This window comes from Actinorugispora endophytica (assembly GCF_004363075.1).
GTDB lineage: Bacteria > Actinomycetota > Actinomycetes > Streptosporangiales > Streptosporangiaceae > Actinorugispora > Actinorugispora endophytica.
In genome coordinates, this window is sequence record NZ_SNYN01000020.1 from 49,588 (window position 1) to 71,549 (window position 21,962).

The window sequence follows — 21,962 nt, forward strand, 5'->3', positions numbered from 1 at the left end:
CACGCACCACCATCACGGTGGTGACCGGGGGCTCCTTCGGCCTGACGACTTGCCTTCGGATGCGTTGCCTCCCAAACTGGGACGAGGAGAAGGCGCGGAGCCGCCCGGCCGAACGGCCGGACGTGGCACCGCGGCCGGTCCGCGTCGGTCACCTCCTCTCCTGTCGGCGGAGCACGCGGCCCACTCTCGGACGAACCGGACTGGAGTAGTACTGATGGCTGTCCACCCCCAGGCCCGAACCGTTGCCGAGGCTTTCCTGCTCGACGCCGACGTCGAGGCGCCCGGACTCGTGGAGGGCCTGTACCTGACCGGTTCGGTCGCGCTGGGCGACTTCCGCCCTCACACCAGCGACGTGGACTTCGTGGTGGTGACCACCCACCGCCTCGACGAGGCCGAGCGCACCGCGATGCGCCGCGTCCACGCGCGCATGCGCTCCCGCTTCCCCCGGCCGCAGTTCAACGGCATCCACGTCACCTGGGACGACCTCACCGCCGACCCGCAGCACTGCGGCCCGGTGGTCTCCGTGGTCAACGGGCGCTTCCGCCGCAAGGCCGGCCCCGACGTCAACCCCGCTACCTGGCACGTCCTGGCCGAACGCGGTGTGACGGTCCGCGGCCCGCTGCCGATCGAACTCGACGTCTGGGACGAGCGGGTGAGCCTGCAGGCCTGGTCCCTGGGCAACCTCGACGAGCACTGGCGGCGCTGGCGCGCCAAGGCCGGCAGCCTGATCACCCCGCGCGGCCTGGCCGCCCTGGGTTCGCTGGCCCCCTCCTGGGGCGTACTGAGCGTCAGCCGCCTGCACTTCACCCTGCGCACCGGCGAGATCACCTCCAAGTCGGGGGCGGGCTTCTACGCCCTGCACGCCTTCCCCGAGCGCTGGGACCGCATCGTCAACGAGTGCCTGCGCATCCGCCGCGACTCCACGCGGCCCTCGCTGTACCAGAACGCGCTGGCCCGGCGCCGCGCGGCCCTCGACTACATCGAGATGGTGCTGGACGACGCGCTGGCCCTCAAACCCGCCTGACCCCGGAAGACGGAGGGCGGGGGGGCGAAGGGGGTCCTCCCCCTGGCCCGGTACCGATCGAGACGGTGCCGGACGACGCGCCGGCCCCCAAACCCGCCCGACCCCGGAAGACGGAGGACGGGAAGGCCCTCCCCCTCTGCGGGAACCGAAGCCGGACCCGCTCCGCGCGGCTACCCTTCAACCATGACAAAGCGCACCATCGTCCTGTTCGGCGCCCCCGTACTGACCACGCCGACGACACCGATCACCACGTTCGACCGGCACACCGAGGCCCTGGTGCGGGACCTGTTGGACACCGTGGACGCCCCCGGGCGGGCCGGGGTCGCCGCCACCCAGATCGGGGTGGGCCTGCGCGCGTTCAGCTACAACGTCGAAGGTGAGATCGGCTACGTCATCAACCCGGAGATCGTCGAGCTGTCCGAGGAGACCCAGGACGAGGGCAACGAGGGCTGCCTGTCCGTGCCGGACCTGTGGTATCCGACCAGGCGCGCCATGCACGCGGTCGTGGCCGGGGTGGACCTGCGCAACGAGCCGGTCACCCTCAAGGGCTCCGGGCTGATGGCCCGCTGCCTCCAGCATGAGACCGATCACCTCGACGGCACCCTCTACCTGGACCGCCTGGACCGCGACGCGCGCCGGGACGCCATGCGCGAGATCCGCCGCTCCGACTGGTTCATGGGCGCCGGCGCCGCTTCGGAGACCCCCCGGAAACTTCCCTCCGCTTTCGGCGGGCTCCGATGAGATGTCGGCTTTCCAGTGACAAATCACGATGACGACTAGGCATATCACGAGAAGATCTCGTATGGTCTGCTGAAGCATCGTGTGGCCCCTTGGGAACCCCCGCCCCCACCGTCGCTGAGGCCACAGGTCCCTCCCCACGGAGCAGAGTCAAGTGATCAGATCTCGCAAACCCCCTTTTTCGCGTGCCCACCGCCGCGGAACCGTTGTCGCCGCCGCGCTCGTCGCGGCGGTCCTCGCACTCCAGTCCCCCGGCTACGCGGACCCCGATGAGGAAGAGGTGACGCTGGAGGAGTTGAACGAGCAGGCCGACGCGCTGGAGGAGGAGTACGACGGCGAACTCGTCCAGTACACCAGCGCCAAGGACGCGGCCGAGAAGGCCGAGAAGGACCTCGAGGACGTCCAGGAGCGGCTGGAGAACGCGCGCGGCGACGTGGCGCAGCTCGCCGCCGGCCAGTACAAGAGCACCGGCCTGGACCCCACGGTGGAGATCGTGCTGAGCAGTTCGCCCGAGCAGATGCTCGACGACGCGTCCCTGCTCAGCCAGCTGTCGCACAACAGCGGTGCGCGCGTCTCCAACCTCGAGGCCCTGGAGGTCGAGGCCGAGGCCGCCCAGGAGGAGGCCGACTCCAAGCTCGACGAGGCCCAGGAGCTGGTCGACGACCTGGAGGAGCAGCGCGACGAGATCCTCGCCAAGATCGAGAAGTACGAGGCCGAGCAGGTCCCCGAGACCCCCGGCAACGGCACGGTCCCGGCCGACGCGCAGGGCCCCGGCTTCGACGGCGTGACCCCCCGCATGGCCGCGATCCGCGACGACCTCATCGGCCAGTTCGGCGCCCCCTACCCCGTCGGCTGCCTGCGCCCGGGCGACTCCGGCGAGCACGGCTCCGGCCGCGCCTGCGACTTCATGATGAGCGCGGGCGGCGGGATGCCCAGCGCGGAGAACCAGCAGTTGGGCACGCAGATGGCCGAGTACGCCAGGAACAACGCCGACCGGCTCGGCATCATGTACGTGATCTGGGAGCAGAAGATCTGGGACTCCCGCAACCCCGGCGCCGGCTGGAAGCCGATGTCGGACCGCGGCAGCATCACCCAGAACCACTACGACCACGTGCACGTCTCGTCGTACTGACCGGGCGCCGACCGGAGCGCGGGGCGTTTTCCCACTGGCGCCCCGCGCCGCGCTCTGCTTCGATGGCGCGTGCGCGAAAGAGCGCGCCCGGGAACACCACGACGGAGCACGCGATGGGACCACCCTGTGGAGGTCCGCGCGTCCCTGCCGGATGTCCGTGAGGCGGCGGTTCAAGGGCCGGTCCCGCCTTCACCCGGAATGATCTTGGGCTTTCCGCCCTTCCCGGCCCCGAAACGGGCAGAAAGCCCAAGACCGTCAACAAAACCCTCACGCAACGGACATCATGGGCGCGGCCCCGCCCTTCCCCCGGCAGGCGCCGCACGCGACGGCTCCCCCAAGGGCCGGGAGCCTTCTCTGACCCGGACCGCCACCGGCGGCCGAGGGGGTCCCCCGGCCACCCGCTGCTCCCTACCCGGTCGGCGGCGGGGTCGCGGGGGACAGGAAGGGTGCGAGCCACTCGGCGATGCGGTCGGCCAGCCGGGGGGTCATGGCGCGTTCGGCGTGCCCCATGCCCGGTTCGATCCACAGCTCCTTGGGGTCGTCCGCGGCCTCGTGGATGCGGTGGGCGTGGTCGACCGGAAAGTACGAGTCCGCGTCGCCGTGCACCACGAGCAGCCCGGCCGGGGCGATGCGGCCCGCGAGTTCGGTGGGGTCGGGCGGAACCGGTTCCCAGGCCCGGGAGACGACCCTGACGTTGCGGGCCTTCCGTAGGAAGAACCGCCCCATCGGGCGCTCCACCCCGAAAGTGAGCAGCCGCATGCTCGTCGTCCCCTGGTAGAACCAGTGGCTCGGCCCGCTCACCGCGGCCACCGCCTCGACCCCGCCGAACATCCCCGCGTGCCTGATCGCGACGGCCGCTCCCATGGAGAAGCCCACGGTGGCGACGCGCGTGTACCCGAGTCCGCGCAGGTGCTCGACGACGGCCTGGAGGTCGAGCACCTCCTGGTCGCCGACGGTGGACTCGCCCGTTGACTCGTGGTGCCCGCGGAAGTCGAAGGTCATCACGTCGCCCACCCCGAGCATCCGGTCCGCGATCATCGCGGTGGCGGGGTTGCGCCACGTCCCGGTGAAGCCGTTGGCCAGCACCACGGCGCTGGTCCGGGGCAGCGCCCGGCGCAGGAGTACCGAGTCGATCTGGATTCCGTCGGAGGTGCGGAGCAGCCGCCGGACCGGCTCCGGTCGCGGCGTGCGGTCGCCTAGAACATCAGACACGCCCCCCATCGTGCCCGACCCCGCCCGTTCCGGCACTGGTGGCCCCCCGTCCACGGAAGGACGTGCCGGCACCACCAGCGGGCCGCGGGGTCAGCCCTTGGTCCTGCCGAGCTCATGACTCGGTGTTCCACGACGGAATGCCCTTGTCATATCCGGTTGCCCGGGTGACGGTAGAAGTGGCCCGCGTCACACCGGGGCGGGGGCGATGGCGTCATCCCGTGGGGAGTGTTGGAGCATGGCGGACAAATCCGGCTCTGCGACCGTCGGCAGGGCACCCAGGGCCGATCAGCCCCAGAGAATCCGCAACGTGGTGCTGATCGGCCGTTCCGGCTCGGGCAAGACGACCCTGGTCGAGTCGCTGCTGCTGGCCTCGGGGACGGTGAACCGGGCCGGCCGGGTGGAGGAGGGCACGACCGTCAGCGACCACGACGACGTCGAGGCCCGGCAGCAGCGCTCGGTGAACCTCGCCGTCGCCCCGCTGTGGGTGGGCGATGTCAAGGTCAACCTGCTGGACACCCCCGGCTACGCCGACTTCGTGGGTGACCTGCGCGCGGGGCTGCGCGCCGCCGACGCCGCCCTGTTCGTGGTCTCGGGGGTCGACGGGGTCGACGGGCGCACCCGGCTGCTCTGGGAGGAGTGCGCCGCGCTGGACATGCCGCGCGCCGTCGCCGTCACCAAGATCGACCACCACCGCGCCGACTTCTCCGAGGTCGTCGCCCAGTGCCGGGCCGCGTTCGGCGACGGCGTCATGCCCGCGTACGTGCCCGTGGTCGAGGGCGAGGGGGACTCCCGCGCGGTGCGGGGCCTGCTGGGCCTGCTCTCCCGGCGCTACTACGACTACTCCGGCGGCGAGCGGGTGGAGACCGATCCCTCCCCGGACCTGGCCGCCGAGACCGAGCAGCTGCGCACCGCCCTGATCGAGGGGGTGATCCAGGAGAGCGAGGACGAGACGCTCATGGACCGCTACATGGCGGGCGAGGAGCTGGACCGCGCGATGCTCGTGACGGACCTGGAGGCCGCGGTGGCGCGCGGCGGGTTCCACCCGGTGCTGGCGATGTCGGCGCTGAGCGGGGTGGGCGTGCCCGAGCTCCTGGCCGAGCTCCCCCTGGCCTGCCCGAGTCCCGCCGAGCGACCGCTTCCGCCGGTCACGACCGTTTCGGGGCGGCCCGTGCCGGACCTTGCCTGCGACCCCGAAGGCCCACTGCTGGCCGAGGTGGTCAAGACGGTCAGCGACCCCTATGTGGGCCGGGTGAGCCTGGTCCGGGTGTTCTCCGGGACGCTGCGCGCCGACGAGGTGGTGCACGTGTGCGGGCACGGCCTCGCCGACCGGGGCCACGAGGACCACGACGCGGACGAGCGGATCGGCCCGCTCTCCGTCCCGCTCGGCAAGCAGAACAGGCCGACGGGGGCGGTCGTCGCGGGCGACATCTGCGCGGTCGCCAAGCTGACCAGGGCCGAGACCGGGGACACCCTCTCCGACAAGGACCGTCCGCTGCGGATGCCGCCGTGGAGCTTCCCCGATCCCCTGCTGCCCACCGCGCTGCGCGCCGCGCACAAGGCCGACGAGGACCGGCTCGCCCAGGCGATCGCCCGACTGACCTCGGAGGACGTCACGCTGCGGGTCGAGGTCAACCCCGAGACCCACCAGATGGTGCTGTGGTGCATGGGGGAGGCGCACCTGGACCTGGCTCTGGACCGGCTCGCCAACCGCTACGGCGTGCCCATCGAGACCGAGGAGGTGATCGTCCCGCTGCGGGAGACCTTCGCCGTCCCCGCGCAGGGGCTGGGCCGCAACGTCAAGCAGAGCGGCGGGCACGGCGAGTACGGCGTCTGCCGGATCAGGGTGGAGCCGCTGCCGTCGGGGGCGGGGCTGGAGTTCGTGGACGAGATCGTCGGCGGGGTCGTGCCACGCCAGTACATCCCGTCGGTGGAGAAGGGGGTGCGCGCCCAGATGGAGCAGGGCGTGCTCGCCGGCTACCCGATGGTGGACATCCGGGTGACGCTGTACGACGGCAAGGCGCACTCGGTGGACTCCTCCGACATGGCCTTCCAGAAGGCGGGCAGGCTCGCCCTCAAGGACGCCGCCGAGCGGACCCGGGTGGCGATGCTGGAGCCGGTGGACCTGGTGTCGGTGCTCGTCCCCGACGAGTACATGGGCGCGGTGATGAGCGACCTGTCCGCGCGCCGGGGCCGGGTCGTGGGCAGTGACCCGGTGGCGGGCGGGCGCATCCTGGTCAAGGCGGAGGTCCCCCAGCTGGAGATCTCCCGCTACGCCATCGACCTGCGGTCGCTCTCCCACGGGACCGGCACGTTCAACCGGGAGTACCTGCGCCACGAACCGCTTCCGCCGCAACTGGCGAAGGAGTACGCGGAGGGCGGCTCCTGACCGCGCCGCGTCCGACTACAGATCGAAACCGGACGAACTACGATTCGCACATGTCGATCGACACCCTCCGTTTGGACCGAATCGAACACGCCGCCGGCCTCATCGACCCCGTCTTCCGCGACACGCCCCAGTTCTGCGACGACGCCCTGTCGCGGCGCCTGGGCAGGGAGACGGTCCTGAAACTCGAGACGCTCAACCCGATCCGCTCGGTCAAGGGCCGGGGCGCCGACTTCCTGCTCCGCGACACCGGGGAGAGCAGGAGCATCGTCTGCGCCTCCGCGGGGAACTTCGGCCAGGGCCTGGCCTACGTGGCGCGCGGCCGGGGGCTGTCCGTCCGGGTCTTCGCCGCCAGGACCGTCGACCCCGCCAAGGTCACCCGCATGCGCGAACTGGGTGCCCGGGTCGTCGTCGAGGGGGCCGACTTCGACGCGGCCAAGGAGGCCGCGCGCGCCTACTCCCGGGGCCGCCCCGACTCGGTGTTCGTCGAGGACGGCCGGGAGCCCCGGCTCGCCGAGGGCGCCGGGACCATCGGGGTGGAACTCGCCCCGCTGCGCCTGGACGCGGTGGTGGTCCCGGTCGGCAACGGCGCGCTCGTCTCCGGGATCGGCCGGTGGCTCAAGTCGCGCTCCCCCGAGACGCGGGTGATCGGGGTGGTCCCGGCCGGCGCGCCGGTGATGGCGCACAGCTGGCGGTCGGGCGCCCCGATGTCCACGGAGCGGGCGCGCACCGTCGCCGACAGCGTCGCCGTCCGGGTGGCGGTACGGGAGGCGGTGTCCTGGATGGGCGCGGTCGTGGACGACGTGGTGGTGGTGGGCGAGGAGCGGGTCCTCGACGCGGTGCGGCTGCTGCGCGACACCGTCGGGCTGATCGTGGAACCGGCCGCCGCCCTCGGCGTCGCGGCCCTGGCCGGCCACGGCATCCCCGGCTCCCGCGTCGCCACCATCCTGACCGGCAGCAACTTCACCGCCGACCTGGTCCGTTCGCTGTAGGCGGCGGGACGGACGGGCACCGGGCGCTAGGGAGTTTCCGGCGCGGGGGTGAATTCGGGCACCGGTGGTTTTGTTGACGGTCTTGGGCTTTCTGCCCGTTTCGGGGCCGGGAAGGGCGGAAAGCCCAAGACCGTCAACGGAACCCTCACGCGACGGACAGCATGGGCGCGGCCCCGGCCCCCGCCCGCCGTCGCCGCCCGCCGTGACCCCGCGATCCGCACGGCGTGAGGCCGAAAGACCCACCCGAAGCACCGGCACGCCGAAACACCCCCGCACCGGAGCTTCCCTATGGGGTTTCCGGTGCGGGGGTTGTTCGGTGGGGTGGCCGGGTGATCCTCCTCTGCCCCGGGTGACGGTCCGGGGTTGCGTGACCGCGTGTAGCACTGGCCGTGCGAGCACCACGCCGGAAGCCGCCCGCACGTCCTGGGGTCGAGGACCGGCACGGACACCCGCCCGTGGTGCTCGCGGCCGTCGCTACGCGAAGTCACGCAACCTCGTCAGGTCTCTTTTCGACACGGGAGGATCACCCGGCCAGCCCGTCGAAACACCCCCGCGCCGGAGACTCCCTAGAAGACCCGGCCGGGTCTGCCGCGGTCCCGGATCGCGGCGAACCGCCACGTGTTGACGGGGTGGGTGGACAGCACGTTCACCAGCATCACGAAGAAGCCCTGGTCGGTTTGGGCCCGCGCGGCGATCTCGTCGAAGTCGACCTGGTCGTACAGGTACTTCCCGGCGGCCAGGACACGCAGGCCGCGCGCGCCCTCGGGGCAGAACTCGTACGCGTGGTTGTCCGCGGTGTACTCCTGGGCTCGGCCGAGCGAGCTGCCGATCCCGGGGATGACGTTGGCGATGGAGACCGCGGCCTGGCGCCAGAAGGAGGTGTGGCCCGCGGCGATGTGCCCCACCTCGTGCGCGATGACGAACCGGAGCGCGTCGGGGTCGGCGAGCCGGTCCCCGATCTCGAACAGGTCGCTGTTGATCGCCACGTAGCGGCGGAAGCCGTGCCCGGAGGCGAACGCGTTGATCTGGCCGTTGCCCAGGACCACGTAGGCGTCGGGCGTCTCCGGCAGGCCGAGGGCCCGGGCCGCGTCGACCACCATCCGGTACGCCTCGGGGAACTGCCGTTCGCTGACGCGCACGCCGTTGACCCGCTGGCGCGCGTACATCTGGCCGCGGACGAAGAAGACCAGGAGTGGGACGCCGAGCAGCAGCAGCGGCTGCCCGCTCTCCCCGGCGATCGCCCTGTTGAGGGCGCCGACCAGGGTGAGCCCGGTAACGGCAACGCAGATCCACAGCAGGAGGTTCTCCTGCGGGTGTCGCAGCGCCCGCCTTCGGCGGCGGTCTCCCCAGCCCCAGAGTGTCATGCGGCCATTCTGTTGTGCGGCAGGCTCCGGCGCCCGTCATCCGGTGGTGTGGGAGTGGCCGGTTTCCCCTTCGGCGTGGACGGGGGACCGGCGCGGCCGTGTCCTCTTCGCTCCCCGGCTCAGAACCGGTACGGCGGTTCGTCCGGGTAGGGCCGGGCTTCGGGCGGGGGCGGCGGGGCCGAGACGGGCGGGCCCGAGGGCGGCGGGGCCGAGGGCGGCGGGGCCGCGAACGCGGGACCGGTGGGCGCGGGCGGCCTCAGCGACCCCGACGGGCCGGTCTCGGTGCCCTGGGTGGGGCCGCGCAGGGGCGGCGGAGGGTCCAGGAGCTCGTCCGCGCCGGCCCGCTGGGCGGGCTCGCCCGGTTCGTCGTCGCCCAGGAACGCGTCCATGTCCGCGCTCTGCGTGGACTCGACCTCGTCCTCGTCACCCAGGAACGCGTCCATGTCCGCACTCTGCGTGGACTCGACCTCGTCCTCGTCACCCAGGAACGCGTCCATGTCCGCACTCTGCGTGGACTCGACCTCGTCCTCGTCACCCAGCAGCGCGTCCATGTCCGCACTCTGCGTGGACTCCTCCTCGTCCTCGTCACCCAGGAACGCGTCCATGTCCGCGCCCTGGGTCGCGTCGGCCCTCGCGCCTCCGCCCGTGAGCGACTGGTGGGTGGCCGCGGCCAGGCCGGACACCGCGCGGCCGGGTCCCGAGGAGCGGCCCAGGTAGGACAGCGCCCCGATGGTCAGCGCGGCGAGCCCGGCGCGCAGTGTGGGTTCCCGGTCGGGGGCGAATCCCGACGAGTGGTGGCCGGGGACCGCGGTGAGCTTGTCGAACGGGGTGTCGCCGGGCGCGGCGGCCCACACCTCGTGCGGGGTGGCGCCGACGAACCACATGACGTACGGCACCGGGTCGGGGTCTCCGGGCAGACCGAACTCGCCGAAGTCCTCACTCGCGGTGGAGGGCTCGGGCATGTCGATCACGTAGGGGGCGCCGAAGTAGGCGCGGTGCGCGGCGGCCAGCGCGCGGGTCTGCTCGGCGTCGTTGCGGGTCATCCCGGTCGAGTGCACGACGGTGACCTCGGGTTCGCGCTGCGCGCCCGAGGCCGCGGCCTCGGCCCTGACGACGCGTTCGATGGCGGAGTGCAGCCGCTCGGACACCTGCTCGTTGAGGGAGCGGGTGTTGATCTCCAGGTAGGCCTCGTCCGGGATGATGTCGGCCTTGGTCCCGGCGCGCAGCACGCCGACGGTGATCACGGCCATCTCGCTCGGGTTGATCTCGCGCGCCACGATGGCCTGGAGCCGGGTGACGATGGTGGCGGCGATGACCACCGGGTCGACGCCGGTGTGCGGCTGGGAGCCGTGGCCGCCGCGGCCGAAGACGCGCACCTTCATGGTCGACGCGGCGCCCAGGATGATCCCGGCGCGGTGCACGACCATGCCCGCGGGCTGCGGCCCGACGTGCTGGGCCAGGGCGATGTCGGGGCGGCCGAAGCGCTCGTACAGGCCGTCCTCGATCATGCCCCTCGCGCCGTCGAGGGTCTCCTCGCCCGGCTGGGCGACGATCATCAGGGTGCCGCTCCACCGGTCGCGGGAGCCCGCCATCAGGTCCGCCGCGCCGACCAGGCAGGCGGTGTGCGCGTCGTGGCCGCCGGCGTGCATGATCGGCACTTCCTGCCCGTCGGCGTCGGTGCCGTACGCGGTGCTGGCGTAGGGCAGGCCGGTCTTCTCCTCCACCGGGAGGGCGTCCATGTCGCCGCGCAGCAGCACCGTCGGCCCCTCGCCGTTGCGCAGGACGCCGACGACGCCGGTGCCGCCCACCCCCGTCGCGACCTCGTAGCCCGCGCGCGAGAGCCATTCGGCGACGGCGCGCGCGGTGCGGTGCTCCTGGTGGGACAACTCCGGGTTCCTGTGCAGGTCGACATAGAACCCCTCAACGAGAGGGAAGATCTCGTCGACGAGCCGCATGACCTCGCTGCCGTGCTCCGCGACACGTCGGGGATCGACCGCCTGCGGCATCGCTGCCACCGCCTTCATGACTTCGGTTCGGGAAGGACGGACCGTGCGGTTCCCGCGTGGGACCCGCGCGCCCCTCTGGTCGATTCTCTCGGCCCCGGTCGGGAATCTCAACACGGACCTCGTCGGACGGAACGGCCGCACCACGCCGTTCCTTCACTCTCCGCGTCCACGCGAATACGATGGCCCCGGGAGTGGCCCGGCCGACACGGGGTAGTGTCTGCACTGTTCTCAGCGGATTCCCAGTGTTTCCCTGGGTGATTCATAGCATCATCCGCTATGGCGTGTTCACCGAACCGGTCCGCGATGATGCCGCCCTGTCCCCGAACCGCGATCCGGAGACCCCGTGGCCTCGACGACCAGCCCCCCGCCGGGCACTGCCCCGCCCCCGTCCACCGCCCCCGCCCCTCCCGCCCCCCGGCAGCGCGACGCGCTCCTGGACAACGCCAAGTTCCTGCTCATCGCCCTGGTGGTCATCGGGCACTCGATCGAGCCCATCCGCGGCACCCCGGTCGCCGACGCGGTCTACATGTGGATCTACGTGTTCCACATGCCCGCGTTCATCATCATCAGCGGCTTCCTCTCCCGGTCGTTCGACGGCTCGTCCAAGCGGGTCGAGAAGCTCGTCCTGACCGTCGCGGTCCCCTACCTGCTCTTCTGGGCGGTGCACGTGGGGATCGCCCACCTGCTGGACCTGGGGGTCCCCGACTCCCCGCTCCACCCGCCGTGGACCCTGTGGTTCCTGGTGGCCCTCTTCATCTGGCGCCTGAGCGTTCCGGTGTGGAAGCGGCTGCGCTGGCCGGTGACCACGGCCGTGCTGGTCTCGGTCGCCGCCGCGTTCGCGGAAATCGGCCCGGTCCTGGATTTGGGCCGGGTCCTGAGCCTGCTGCCGTTCTTCGTGGTCGGCCTGTCACTGCGGCCCGAGCACCTCGACCTCCTCAAGCGCGCCTGGGTCAAGGCCGTGGCCGCCCTGCTGCTCGTGGTGTCCGCGGTGGTCGCGGTCCCCGCGTCGCAGCGGCTGAGCTTCGACTGGTTCTTCTGGCGGGACAGCCTGCCCGGCCGCGACATCGACCCGTTCGGCCCCGGGCTGCTCCTGTGGATCGCGTGCATGGCCTCGTCCCTGGTGATGTCGGTGGTCTTCCTGGCCCTGACCCCCCGCCGCGCGACCGTCGTCACCGGCCTCGGCGCCCACACGCTCTACATCTACCTGGGGCACACCCTGGTGCTGCGGTTCGTGGAGCACTTCGGCTGGTACGACCTCGCCTTCGCCGACGGCGCCGTCGGGGTGGCGGCCAACCTCGTCCTGGGCCTGGCGCTGACCCTGCTCTTCTGCCTGCCGTGGGTCCGCGCCGCCCTGCGCCCGCTGGTCGAGCCGCACGCGTCGTGGCTGTTCAGAGCGCAGAGGAAGCCCGAAGCCGCCGTCGCCCCGGGCGACGCCGGACACCGGGTCGCCGACCAGCGGGCGGACGCCGCGCGCCCCTGATCCGCGCCCGCGGTCCCGGAACACGCGGTGCCGGGCCTCCGCAGCGGCGGCCCCGCACCGCCGGAGAGGCTCCGGTGCGGGGGTGGATTCGGGCACCGGTGGTCTTGTTGACGGTCGTGGGCTTTCCGCCCGTTTCGGGGCCGGGAAAGGCCGAAAGCCCACGACCGTCAACGGAACCCTCACGCGACGGACATCACGGGCGCGGCCCCGACCCCCACCCGCCGTCGCCGCCCGCCGTGACCCCGCGACCCGCACGACATGAGGCCGAAAGCCCCACCCGAAGCACCGGCACGCCGAACCACCCCCGCACCGGAGCTTCCCTAGCCGTCCGCGAGGCGGGCCATCTCCCTGGCGAAGCTCCGGGTGGCCAGCCACAGCTTGTAGACCAGGACCGCCTCGAAGAGCAGCAGCGCGAAGACCGAGAAGACCACCACCGGGACGACGAGGTTGTCCCAGGGGGTGAACAGCGAGACGACCGCGGTGAGCGGCGCCACCACGCAGACGAACATCTCGAACTCGATGCCGCTGAACAGGTGCGGCCGCACCCGGCTGCGCAGCAGCGAGGCGCGCACCCTCTCGTAGCCGCGGAACCTGGCCCCGAAACCGGCGTTCACGTCGGCGACGGCCTCCTTCCTCGGCGCCTCGACCCCGCGGGCCCCCTCCTCGGTCTCCTCACCGGGGTCGACGCTCCCGGCGTCGTCGTGGTCGGTGCTCTCGGCGTCCCCGTGCTCGGCCTCGACCCGGTGCCCGAGGGCCGCGGCCTTCAGCTGCCACCGCATGGTCCGCCGGACCTTGGCCACCTCCGGCCCGTTGAGGTAGCGCAGCATGTCGACGAACGTGGCCACCGGGGCGAGCAGCAGGTAGACGACCTCGCCCGTGTGCGCCCACTGGCCGATCAGCAGCGCGAGCATGCAGCCGAAGAACCGGATCCGGTCGAAGACGAAGTCCGCCCACACCCCGAACACCGAGCCGGTGCCCTTGAGCCGCGCGATCTTGCCGTCCATGCAGTCCAGCACGAAGCTGAGGTGGAACAGCAGCGCGCCCGCGACCAGCCACGGCCACGTCGCCATCGCGAAGCACGCGGCGGAGGCCAGGCCCAGCACCCCCGCCCCCAGAGTGAGCTGGTTGGGTGTGATCGACGTCCGGTTGGCCGTCACCACGACCAGCCGCCCGGCGAGCGGGTCGACGAGGAACACCGTCCACCAGGCGTCACGTGGTTTGTACGTCTGCTCGCGGACGTCGGCGAACGTGAAGGGCGTCATCTTCTTGGTCTCCTGTGGATGTCCTGTCGGCCGTACGCGCCGCCGCGGCCGTCGGGTCGGCAGCACGGCTTCCTGACGGTCCGGAAAGGGCGGGAAACGGGCTGTGGCGGCCCAGGCCTGTCTTGTGGATCAGCACGATCCTGACAGATCAGGATCGAAACCTCCGTCAACCGCAGTCATAATTGACGACCAGGAGGGGTCTGGGGCTCGGTTTCGGTTGTCCCCGAGCGCCGCCCCCGCAGAACGACCGAGGTAGCCGCGTGCGCTTTCTGAACGACCGTGTCCCCGCCCACGACCTGACCTACAGCGACGTGTTCATGGTCCCGCGGCGCTCCGCCGTGGGCTCACGGATGGACGTCGACCTGGCGTCCCACGACGGTACCGGAACCACGATCCCCGTCGTCGTCGCGAACATGACCGCGGTCGCCGGCCGCCGGATGGCCGAGACCGTGGCCCGGCGCGGCGGTCTCGCCGTCATCCCGCAGGACATCCCGCTCGACGTCGTGGCGGACGTGGTCCGGTGGACCAAGCAGCGCCATCTGGTGCACGACACCCCCATCACCCTGGGCCCTGAGGAGACCGTCGGCGACGCGCTGAACCTGCTGCCCAAGCGCGCGCACAACGCCGTCATCGTCGTCGACGCCAAGCGCCGCCCGCTGGGCGTGGTCACCGACGCCGACTGCACCGGCGTGGACCGCTTCACCCAGCTGCGCGAGGTCATGTCGACGGACCTGCTCACCGTGGCGGTCGACACCGATCCCAAGGAGGCGTTCGGCACGCTGCACGACTTCCGGCACCGGCTCGCCCCGGTGGTGGACGCCGAGGGCGCGCTCGTGGGCGTGCTGACCCGCACCGGCGCGCTGCGCGCCACCCTGTACCGGCCCGCCCTGGACGACGGCGGGCGACTGCGCGTGGCCGCCGCGGTGGGCGTCAACGGCGACGTGGCGGGCAGGGCCGCGGAACTGCTCGCGGCCGGGGTCGACACCCTGGTGATCGACACCGCGCACGGGCACCAGGAGAAGATGGTCGACGCGCTGAAGAGGGTGCGCGCCCTGGACCCGCGGGTGCCGATCGTGGCGGGCAACGTCGTCACCGCCGAGGGCACCCGCGACCTGGTCGAGGCGGGCGCCGACATCGTCAAGGTCGGGGTCGGGCCGGGGGCCATGTGCACCACCCGGATGATGACGGCCGTGGGCCGCCCGCAGTTCTCGGCCGTGCTGGAGTGCGCGGCCGCCGCCCGCGGACTCGGCAGGTCGGTCTGGGCCGACGGCGGCGTGCGGCACCCCCGCGACGTGGCGCTGGCGCTGGCCGCCGGGGCGAGCAACGTGATGATCGGGTCCTGGTTCGCGGGGACCTACGAGTCGCCCGGCGACGTCCTGCGCGACGCCCAGGGCAGGCTGTACAAGGAGAGCTTCGGCATGGCCTCGGCCCGCGCGGTCCGGCTGCGCACCGCCGACGACTCGCCCTTCGACCGGGCCCGCAAGGCCCTGTTCGAGGAGGGCATCTCCACCGGGCGGATGTACCTGGACCCCGAGCGCCCCAGTGTCGAGGACCTGATCGACGAGATCATCGCGGGCGTGCGCAGCTCCATGACGTACGCGGGCGCCGCGACGCTGGCCGAGTTCCACGAGCGCGCGACCGTCGGCGTGCAGAGCGCCGCCGGGTACAACGAGGGCCGGCCGGTTCCGACCAGCTGGTGAGCGCCCCCGGCGGTCGGCGGCTCCCCACGGCGTGAGCAGGCGGTTCCGGGTTCCCCCGGGACCGCCTGCTCTACGGGGCCGGAGCGTGCCTGTCCCGTCCCCGCTGCCGCCGCGGCGGCCGCACCCCGCGTTCCCGTAAACGCGGCGGCCGCGCTCCCCCAGCGTACGAACCCGGTTCGTACCGGCACATCCGTCATTCGGGGTACCCGCGCCCCTGTCGAAAGAGGGGGTCCGGGGTACTCCCCGAGGATGACCCGGGGAGGACCGCGACCGCCCGCTCCCGGCGCTTGTCGGCCTTGGAGCGGATTCGCGTCCGGAATGCAACCCAAACCCCCTAGCCTGCCTCTAAGAGGGGAAGCGGCTCTAGGACGGGATTCCATTGGCATACAGCGCACCACCGGCACGGCGTCGGCGGATACTTCCCTACGTCATCGTGGCGGTCGTCGCGATCGTCGTCATCGCCCTGGTCCGATGGGTCTCCACCGGAGCCGGCGTCCCCTCCCTGTTCGGCTGCTCGGGCGACTCCGTGCGGCTGACGGTGGCCGCCTCCCCGGAGAAGTCCGGGTTGATGCGGCAGTTCGCCGAGGACTACAGCGGGACCCGGATCGACGAGGGGTGCGTCGACGTCTCCGTCGTCGAGCAGTCCTCCGGCCTCACCCTCGACGCCCTGAGCGAGGGGGGCTGGGACGAGGCCGAGTACGGCGCCCGCCCCGACGTGTGGGCCCCGGCCGGCTCCGGGTGGGTGGAGGTCGCCCGGGACCGGACCGCCGCCGCCGACAACGCGTCGCTGATCCCCGAGGAGGCCCCCTCCGTCGCCAACTCCCCGCTGGTCATCGCCATGCCGCGGCCGATGGCCGAGGCGCTGGGCTGGCCGCAGGAGAGCCTGGGCTGGTCCGACCTGCTGGAACTGGCCGACAGCGAGGACGGCTGGGGTTCCCGGGGGCATCCCGAGTGGGGCGACTTCCGGATGGGCAAGACCAACCCCAACTACTCCACCTCCGGCCTGAACGCCACCATCGGCACCTACTTCGCGGCGACCGGACTCACCTCCGACCTGACCACGCAGGACATCGAGGACAGCGAGACCCGGGCGTTCGTCAGCGGCGTGGAGCGCTCCATCGTGCACTACGGCGACATCACCATGACGTTCCTGGCCAACCTGCAGCGCGCCGACGCCGAGGGGCAGGGCCTCACCTACATCTCCGCCGTGGCGGTGGAGGAGATGTCGGTCGTGCACTACAACCGGGGAAACCCCAGCGGCGACCCGGACACCGCGGGCCAGGGCGAGGCCCCGAACGTGCCCCTCGTCGCGATCTACCCCGAAGAGGGCACCCTGATGTCGGACCACCCCTACGTGGTCCTGGACTGGGTGGACGAGGCCAGGCGCGCCGCCGCCGAGGGATTCCTGGAGTACCTGCTCGGCGAGGAGGCCCAGCAGACGTTCAGGGACAACGCCTTCCGCGACCACGAGGGCGCCACCGGCGACCTGCTGTCCGAGGCCAACGGAGTGCTTCCGGAGCAGCCCTCCCAGCTCCTGTCCCCGCCGTCCTCGGGGGTCCTCGGCGAGATGCTGGACAACTGGGCCGAGCTGCGCAAGCCCGCCAACGTGCTGCTGGTCATCGACACCTCCGGCTCGATGCAGGAGGACGTCGCCGGCACCGGCACCACCCGGCTGGAGCTGGCCAAGGAGGCCGCCGCCACCTCGATCGGCGAGTTCTCCGACACCGACCGCGTGGGCCTGTGGATGTTCAGCACCGACCTGGAGGAGAACGGCCAGGACTGGCGCGAGCTGGTCCCCATAGGCGCGCTCCAGGACGAGGTCGACGGCGCGTCCCGGCGCGACCGGCTGAACGAGCGGATCTCCGGGCTGCCGCCGGGGGGCGGCACCGGCCTGCACGACACCGCGCTGGCCGCACACGACCTGATCGCGGGGAACAGCCGGGACGACGCCATCAACGCGGTGGTGTTCCTGACCGACGGCCGCAACGAGGACCTCAACGGCATCAGCATGGACGAGCTGATCGAGGGGATCAGCACCGAGTCCGGGGAGGAGGGGGTCCGGATCTTCACCATCGGCTACGGTGAGGACGCCGACCTCGACACGATGGCGCGGATCGCCGAGGCCACCGACGCGGCGGCCTACGACTCCTCGGACCCCGAGAGCATCGACGAGATCTTCGAAGCCGTCATCTCCAACTTCTGAGGACGACCAGGACATGCAGTCGCGCAGATTCGCCAACCCGTGGTGGCTCATGGCCGGGGCCGCCGCGGGCGGGCTGGCCTGGGCCGTGGGGCTCCCGGTGTGGGCCGCGGCCGTGATCGGCGTCATCATCTGGCTGACCACGATCCTGGTGTTCGGCTTCCTGTTCGCCTCGCCCGATCCGCTCGTCCCCGTGCCGGACACCGGGTGCGCGGAGCGCGCGCGGAGCGCGGCGGCCGCCTTCCGGGAGCTGGCGGCCCCGCTGTCCGCGGAGCCGCCGGTCGACCGGATGCTCTGGCGGGTCGACGAGATCGCCGCCTCCATCAGCCACCTGTCCCGGCGCTCGGACGAGCTGGCGAGCCTGTCGCACACGCTGTCGGGCGACCCCCGGGAGCACGAGTACGCCCAGTACGTCCAGGGGCGGTACGACGAGGTCCGGCACCGGACGCAGGCCGCCACGAGCGACCTGGAGAACACGGTCGCGCGCTTCGAGGGCATCCTCTCGGCCCGGCACCTCTCCGCCGGCGGCGGAGCGCTGGACGAGCTCGCCGCCGCGCTGGAGACCATCGGCTACGGGGTGGACATCGGCGAGCGGATCGTCGACGACGTCCTGGGCCCCGAACCCTCACCCGGCCCTCCGGTCCCCTAGCGAATCCCATGGACACCCTCTACCCTCTGCTTCCCATCGGGATCGGCCTGTCGTCGCTGCTGTGGCTGCTGCGCGACATCCTCGGCGCGCGGCGGCTCCGCTCGCGCGGCGAGCAGGCCGTGGGCGAGGTGGTCGGCTACCAGGAGACCAGCGGAACGGCCCGGATGATCGTGCGGTTCCACACCGACGACGGCGAGGAGATCCTCGCCGCCCACGACAACACCTCGTGGTCGGCGGCCCGCTACGGGGACCTCGTCACCGTCTCCTACGATCCGCGGGACCCCAGGCGGGCCCGCGTCGTCTCCGGACCGTGGATGAGCGCGTGGCCGCGCGGCATATTCGTGGCACTGGCCGCGGGGGTCCTGCTCATCGGCTGCCTGCTGGGCTACCTCGCCTGGGCCTGACGGCGCCGACCTTCCGGACGAACCCCGCCGCACCGGACCGCGCGAACAGATCTGTAACTATTCGGTAATTCTTCGTGTTCGCGCTTTCCTCCCGCCTCCCGGTTCCAGACGCCCGTCCCGTTCGCGAACGCGCAGTTGAGAGCCCTGGTCGAAGCGCGCCCACCCGAATCCTCCCAGCTCGAACCCCCCACCCGAGGATGAACCGGTTTCAACCACAGCGATACGATCCCGTTTGCTGGTCCCCGCTCCCCCCGGCGTTCCCGCACGAGCGTCGCGGCGAGGCACCGGCGTTCCCTCCCCGCGACGGGGACACATCCGAATCCCCCCGCCCCTGCGGCGTCCCCTTTCTTGCCGCGCCCCGGTGTGCTCAGCGATCCAGGATCCATAGGAGAGCAGTGCAGGCAGCTAAGAAGAGGCGAGACCCCTCGATCAGGTCGCGCCTCCGCAGAATCGTCCTCGCCCCGACCTCGGCGCTGATCGTCCTCTGGTTGATCGTCAGCGGCTACCTGGCCTACGGGGCCGTCCTGCAGTACACGGTCTCGCGCGGGACCGAACAGATGCTGATCCCCGCCGCGCTGGCCCTGGTCTCGGTCATGGACGAGCGCTCCGCGACCATCGCCCACCTGGAGCATCCGGCGGACGAGGGCACGGACGGGGACCTCGAAGCCGCCCGCGCCGACGCCGACGAGCGGATGACCGAGGTCATCGGCCGCTTCGAGGGCGTTCTCTCGCTGTCCCCCGAACCGGTCCAGCAGCGCATCATCGACCTGCGGAACCGGTTCGACGAGATCTCCGACATCCGCGCCCTGGTGGACTCCCGACAGGCGTCCCGGGGCGACGTCCAGGAGTACTACAACACGCTGATGCAGGCCGGGGCCGACCTGTTCGACGAGCAGTCCCGGCACCTCCCCAACGAGCGGACCGTGGGTCCCGCCCTGAGCGCCACCTACGTCTTCCGGGCCCTGGACCTGCTCGCCCAGTCCGACGCGCAGCTGTCCCGGGCCTTCTCGACCGGAGAGCTCACCCGCGAGGACCAGAACGAGTTCATCCGGCTGACCGGCGCCTACCAGGGCATGATCGAGGCCGTCCGGGACTACCTCGGCCCCGAGGAGACGGCCGCGCTCGACGACCTGCGTTCGAGCGACGAGTTCGGCCAGCTGACCCAGCTCACCGGGCGGATCTCCGACCGCACCGTCGGGAGCGAGGTCGACGTGCTCACCGGTGAGACCACCGAGGTCCTGACCATGCCGGTGACCGAGGAGGAGTGGCGGGCGGTGTACCTGCCCGCCAAGGAGGCCTACACCGGGATCGGCGCCGACCAGGCCCGGTACGCCACGGAGATCCAGAACGCCGTCACCGCGCGGACGGTCCTGACAGCGGTCCTGGGCAGCCTCGGCGTCGCCGTGGTGTCCGCTCTGGCGCTGGTGGTCTCGACCCGCTCGTCCAAGCAGGTGGTCGCCCGGCTCCACCGGCTCCGGGACGACACCCAGGAACTGGCCGACCACCGGCTCCCGGACCTGATCCGGCGGCTGGGCCGCAACGAGCCGGTCGACGTCGAGTCGGAGGTCCCCGGACCGGGCGGCTCCGAGGACGAGATCGGCCAGGTCCGGCGCTCCTTCAACGCCGCCCAGCGCACCGCGATCGAGGCCGCCGTGCAGCAGGCCCGGCTACGCGAGGGCGTCAACCGGGTGTTCCTCAACATCGCGCACCGCAGCCAGACCCTGGTGCACCGCCAGCTGCGGCTGCTGGACAGGCTGGAGCGCGAGCAGGAGGACCCGGACCAGCTGACCGACCTGTTCAAGCTGGACCACCTCGCCACGCGCGCGCGGCGCAACGCCGAGAACCTGCTGATCCTGGGCGGCGAGAGCCCCGGGCGGACCTGGCACACGCCGATGCCGCTGATCGACGTGCTGCGCGGCGCCATCTCGGAGTCGGGCGACTACACCCGGGTCAAGCGCCAGCGGATCGCGCGCGTCTCGCTGCACAGCGCCGCCGTCGCCGACGTCATCCACCTCGTCGCCGAACTGGTCGACAACGCGACCACGTTCTCGCCCCCGCACACCAAGGTGCACCTGCGCAGCGAGCAGGTCCCCAACGGGGTGACGATCGAGATCGAGGACCGCGGCCTGGGGATGCGGGAGGACGAGTTCGCCGCGGCCAACGCGCTGCTGGAGACCCCGCCCGAGTTCGACGTGATGCGGCTGAACGAGAAGATGCGGCTCGGCCTCTTCGTGGTCTCGCGGCTCGCCCAGCGGCACGACATCAAGGTCCGGTTGCGCGCCTCGCCGTACGGGGGCGTGCAGGCCATCGTGCTGCTGCCGGCCGGCCTGATCGCCGGCGGCACCGGTTCCGCGTCCGACAGCGAGGCGCCCGAGCTCCCCGCCCCGGACGAGACGGCCCCCTCCCTGCCGTTCACGCGCTCCGCCGACCCGCGGCCGCTGCGCGCGAGCGAGGACGGGAGGGACCGGGCCTCGAACACCGGCGACCGGTTCCCGGTCCCCCCGCCCGAGATCGTCGGCGGCGACATGCTCGACCAGCCGGCGGAGCCGCCCGCCGAGGCCGGACCGGCCGCCGGGAAGCTCAGCCGGCTCCCCCAGCGCGTCCCCGGGGTGAACGCCTTCCCCGGCTACGAACCGGAGTACGAGGGAACCACCCCGGCGGAGCCGCCCGCCGCCCCGGCGGAGCCGCCCGCCGCCCCGGCGGAGCCGCCCGCCACCCCGACAGAGCCCGCCCCGCCCTCCGGCGGGCGGCCTCCTCTGCCCAGACGCGTCCCCCAGGTGAACCTGGCGCCGCAACTGGTCGAGGACTCCGACGGCGAACCATCCCCGGCCGGACCGGCCGGGGACACCGTCGAGGACCCGGAGCGCCCGATGAAGCTCCGGCGGAACCTGACGGCCTTCCAGGAGGGCACCCGCAAGGGCCGCGAGGACGGCCGGAAGCGTCTGAACGACACCGAGAAGGATTCATAGTGACGAACAACGCTCCCAGGGACCTGGACTGGCTGCTCGACGAGCTCGTCGAGCGTGCGGTCGGCGCCAGGTACGCGATCGTGCTGTCCTCGGACGGCCTGCTCATCGGCAAGTCGAAGGGGCTGGCGACCGACGACGCCGAGCACCTCTCAGCGGTCGCCTCCGCCTTCCAGAGCCTGGCCCGGGGCACCGGCCGCCAGTTCAACGGCGGCCACGTCCTGCAGACGGTCGTGGAGATGGAGCACGCCTACCTGTTCGTGACGGGTGCGGGCCGCGGCGCCTGCCTCGCGGTCATCGCCGACGAGGACTCCGATGTCGGCCTCGTCGCGTACGAGATGAACGTGCTCGTGGAACAGGTGGGGCGCTTCCTCGACGCCGCGCCCCGCCACGCCCACGAGGGAACGGCTGATGGCCACGTCCCAGAGAACACGACGCGATAGCGGGGAG

Annotated in this window: 16 protein-coding genes; 12 read left to right on the forward strand and 4 right to left on the reverse strand. The window is 72.0% G+C overall.

Annotation, left to right across the window (positions count from 1 at the left end):
* Positions 1-214: 214 nt before the first annotated feature.
* From EV190_RS18540 to EV190_RS18550, 3 genes are all read left to right on the forward strand, one after another.
* Positions 215-1,024: a nucleotidyltransferase domain-containing protein gene (locus EV190_RS18540; RefSeq protein WP_133742862.1), complete on the forward strand. Its 810-nt coding sequence runs from the start codon at positions 215-217 to the stop codon at positions 1,022-1,024.
* A gap of 183 nt (positions 1,025-1,207) precedes the next feature.
* Positions 1,208-1,765 (forward strand): peptide deformylase, encoded by a 558-nt coding sequence (gene def, locus EV190_RS18545; protein ID WP_133742863.1) that lies wholly within the window; start codon positions 1,208-1,210, stop codon positions 1,763-1,765.
* 151 nt (positions 1,766-1,916) lie between these two features.
* Entirely contained in the window at positions 1,917-2,894 is a 978-nt protein-coding gene (locus EV190_RS18550; RefSeq protein ID WP_133742864.1) for a coiled-coil domain-containing protein, read from the forward strand.
* A gap of 408 nt (positions 2,895-3,302) precedes the next feature.
* Here EV190_RS18550 and EV190_RS18555 read toward each other — a convergent pair whose 3' ends face one another.
* Positions 3,303-4,115: an alpha/beta hydrolase gene (locus EV190_RS18555; protein ID WP_133742865.1), complete on the reverse strand. Its 813-nt coding sequence runs from the start codon at positions 4,113-4,115 to the stop codon at positions 3,303-3,305.
* Positions 4,116-4,341: 226 nt separating this feature from the next.
* Here EV190_RS18555 and EV190_RS18560 point away from each other — a divergent pair, with 226 nt between their 5' ends.
* The gene (locus tag EV190_RS18560; protein WP_133742866.1) at positions 4,342-6,492 is read left to right on the forward strand and encodes an elongation factor G-like protein EF-G2; all 2,151 of its coding nucleotides are present in this window, start codon (positions 4,342-4,344) and stop codon (positions 6,490-6,492) included.
* Between the two features lie 50 nt (positions 6,493-6,542).
* Complete coding sequence (locus EV190_RS18565) at positions 6,543-7,481, forward strand: threonine ammonia-lyase (protein WP_133742867.1); 939 nt, start codon at positions 6,543-6,545, stop codon at positions 7,479-7,481.
* A 566-nt stretch (positions 7,482-8,047) separates the two neighbouring features.
* On the opposite strand, the gene EV190_RS18570 is transcribed toward EV190_RS18565, so the two are convergent.
* Both EV190_RS18570 and EV190_RS18575 read right to left on the reverse strand, forming a co-directional pair.
* Positions 8,048-8,845 (reverse strand): M48 family metallopeptidase, encoded by a 798-nt coding sequence (locus EV190_RS18570; RefSeq protein WP_133742868.1) that lies wholly within the window; start codon positions 8,843-8,845, stop codon positions 8,048-8,050.
* A 119-nt stretch (positions 8,846-8,964) separates the two neighbouring features.
* Positions 8,965-10,851, reverse strand: coding sequence for an amidohydrolase (locus EV190_RS18575; protein ID WP_133742869.1), 1,887 nt, complete (start codon positions 10,849-10,851; stop codon positions 8,965-8,967).
* 343 nt (positions 10,852-11,194) lie between these two features.
* Between EV190_RS18575 and EV190_RS18580 the strand changes: the two genes are divergently transcribed.
* Positions 11,195-12,331, forward strand: coding sequence for an acyltransferase family protein (locus EV190_RS18580; protein WP_133742870.1), 1,137 nt, complete (start codon positions 11,195-11,197; stop codon positions 12,329-12,331).
* Positions 12,332-12,651: 320 nt separating this feature from the next.
* Here EV190_RS18580 and EV190_RS18585 read toward each other — a convergent pair whose 3' ends face one another.
* Positions 12,652-13,593, reverse strand: coding sequence for a CDP-alcohol phosphatidyltransferase family protein (locus EV190_RS18585; protein ID WP_133742871.1), 942 nt, complete (start codon positions 13,591-13,593; stop codon positions 12,652-12,654).
* A gap of 260 nt (positions 13,594-13,853) precedes the next feature.
* On the opposite strand from EV190_RS18585, the gene EV190_RS18590 reads away from it, so the two are divergent.
* The 6 genes from EV190_RS18590 to EV190_RS18615 all read left to right on the forward strand — a co-directional run bounded on the left by EV190_RS18590 (position 13,854) and on the right by EV190_RS18615 (position 21,955).
* Positions 13,854-15,293: a GuaB1 family IMP dehydrogenase-related protein gene (locus EV190_RS18590; RefSeq protein WP_133742872.1), complete on the forward strand. Its 1,440-nt coding sequence runs from the start codon at positions 13,854-13,856 to the stop codon at positions 15,291-15,293.
* 379 nt (positions 15,294-15,672) lie between these two features.
* Positions 15,673-17,496: a substrate-binding and VWA domain-containing protein gene (locus EV190_RS18595; protein ID WP_133742873.1), complete on the forward strand. Its 1,824-nt coding sequence runs from the start codon at positions 15,673-15,675 to the stop codon at positions 17,494-17,496.
* Positions 17,497-17,509: 13 nt separating this feature from the next.
* Complete coding sequence (locus tag EV190_RS18600) at positions 17,510-18,142, forward strand: hypothetical protein (RefSeq protein WP_133742874.1); 633 nt, start codon at positions 17,510-17,512, stop codon at positions 18,140-18,142.
* A gap of 8 nt (positions 18,143-18,150) precedes the next feature.
* Positions 18,151-18,546, forward strand: a complete 396-nt coding sequence (locus EV190_RS18605; RefSeq protein ID WP_133742875.1) for a DUF3592 domain-containing protein — start codon at positions 18,151-18,153, stop codon at positions 18,544-18,546.
* Between the two features lie 395 nt (positions 18,547-18,941).
* Positions 18,942-21,515 carry a sensor histidine kinase gene (locus EV190_RS18610; RefSeq protein WP_133742876.1) on the forward strand — a complete coding sequence of 858 codons (2,574 nt, stop codon included), beginning with the start codon at positions 18,942-18,944 and terminating at the stop codon, positions 21,513-21,515.
* The gene (locus EV190_RS18615; protein ID WP_133742877.1) at positions 21,515-21,955 is read left to right on the forward strand and encodes a roadblock/LC7 domain-containing protein; all 441 of its coding nucleotides are present in this window, start codon (positions 21,515-21,517) and stop codon (positions 21,953-21,955) included. The genes EV190_RS18610 and EV190_RS18615 overlap by 1 nt, the downstream gene beginning before the upstream one ends.
* Positions 21,956-21,962 lie beyond the last annotated feature (7 nt).

What these genes read in the sequence shown, in the direction of transcription:
- EV190_RS18540 (WP_133742862.1), top strand. Translation starts at nt 215, where the DNA reads ATGGCTGTCCACCCCCAGGCCCGAACCGTTGCCGAGGCTTTCCTGCTC.
- def (WP_133742863.1), top strand. Translation starts at nt 1,208, where the DNA reads ATGACAAAGCGCACCATCGTCCTGTTCGGCGCCCCCGTACTGACCACG.
- EV190_RS18555 (WP_133742865.1), bottom strand. Translation starts at nt 4,115, where the DNA reads ATGGGGGGCGTGTCTGATGTTCTAGGCGACCGCACGCCGCGACCGGAG.
- EV190_RS18560 (WP_133742866.1), top strand. Translation starts at nt 4,342, where the DNA reads ATGGCGGACAAATCCGGCTCTGCGACCGTCGGCAGGGCACCCAGGGCC.
- EV190_RS18565 (WP_133742867.1), top strand. Translation starts at nt 6,543, where the DNA reads ATGTCGATCGACACCCTCCGTTTGGACCGAATCGAACACGCCGCCGGC.
- EV190_RS18570 (WP_133742868.1), bottom strand. Translation starts at nt 8,845, where the DNA reads ATGACACTCTGGGGCTGGGGAGACCGCCGCCGAAGGCGGGCGCTGCGA.
- EV190_RS18575 (WP_133742869.1), bottom strand. Translation starts at nt 10,851, where the DNA reads ATGCCGCAGGCGGTCGATCCCCGACGTGTCGCGGAGCACGGCAGCGAG.
- EV190_RS18585 (WP_133742871.1), bottom strand. Translation starts at nt 13,593, where the DNA reads ATGACGCCCTTCACGTTCGCCGACGTCCGCGAGCAGACGTACAAACCA.
- EV190_RS18600 (WP_133742874.1), top strand. Translation starts at nt 17,510, where the DNA reads ATGCAGTCGCGCAGATTCGCCAACCCGTGGTGGCTCATGGCCGGGGCC.
- EV190_RS18605 (WP_133742875.1), top strand. Translation starts at nt 18,151, where the DNA reads ATGGACACCCTCTACCCTCTGCTTCCCATCGGGATCGGCCTGTCGTCG.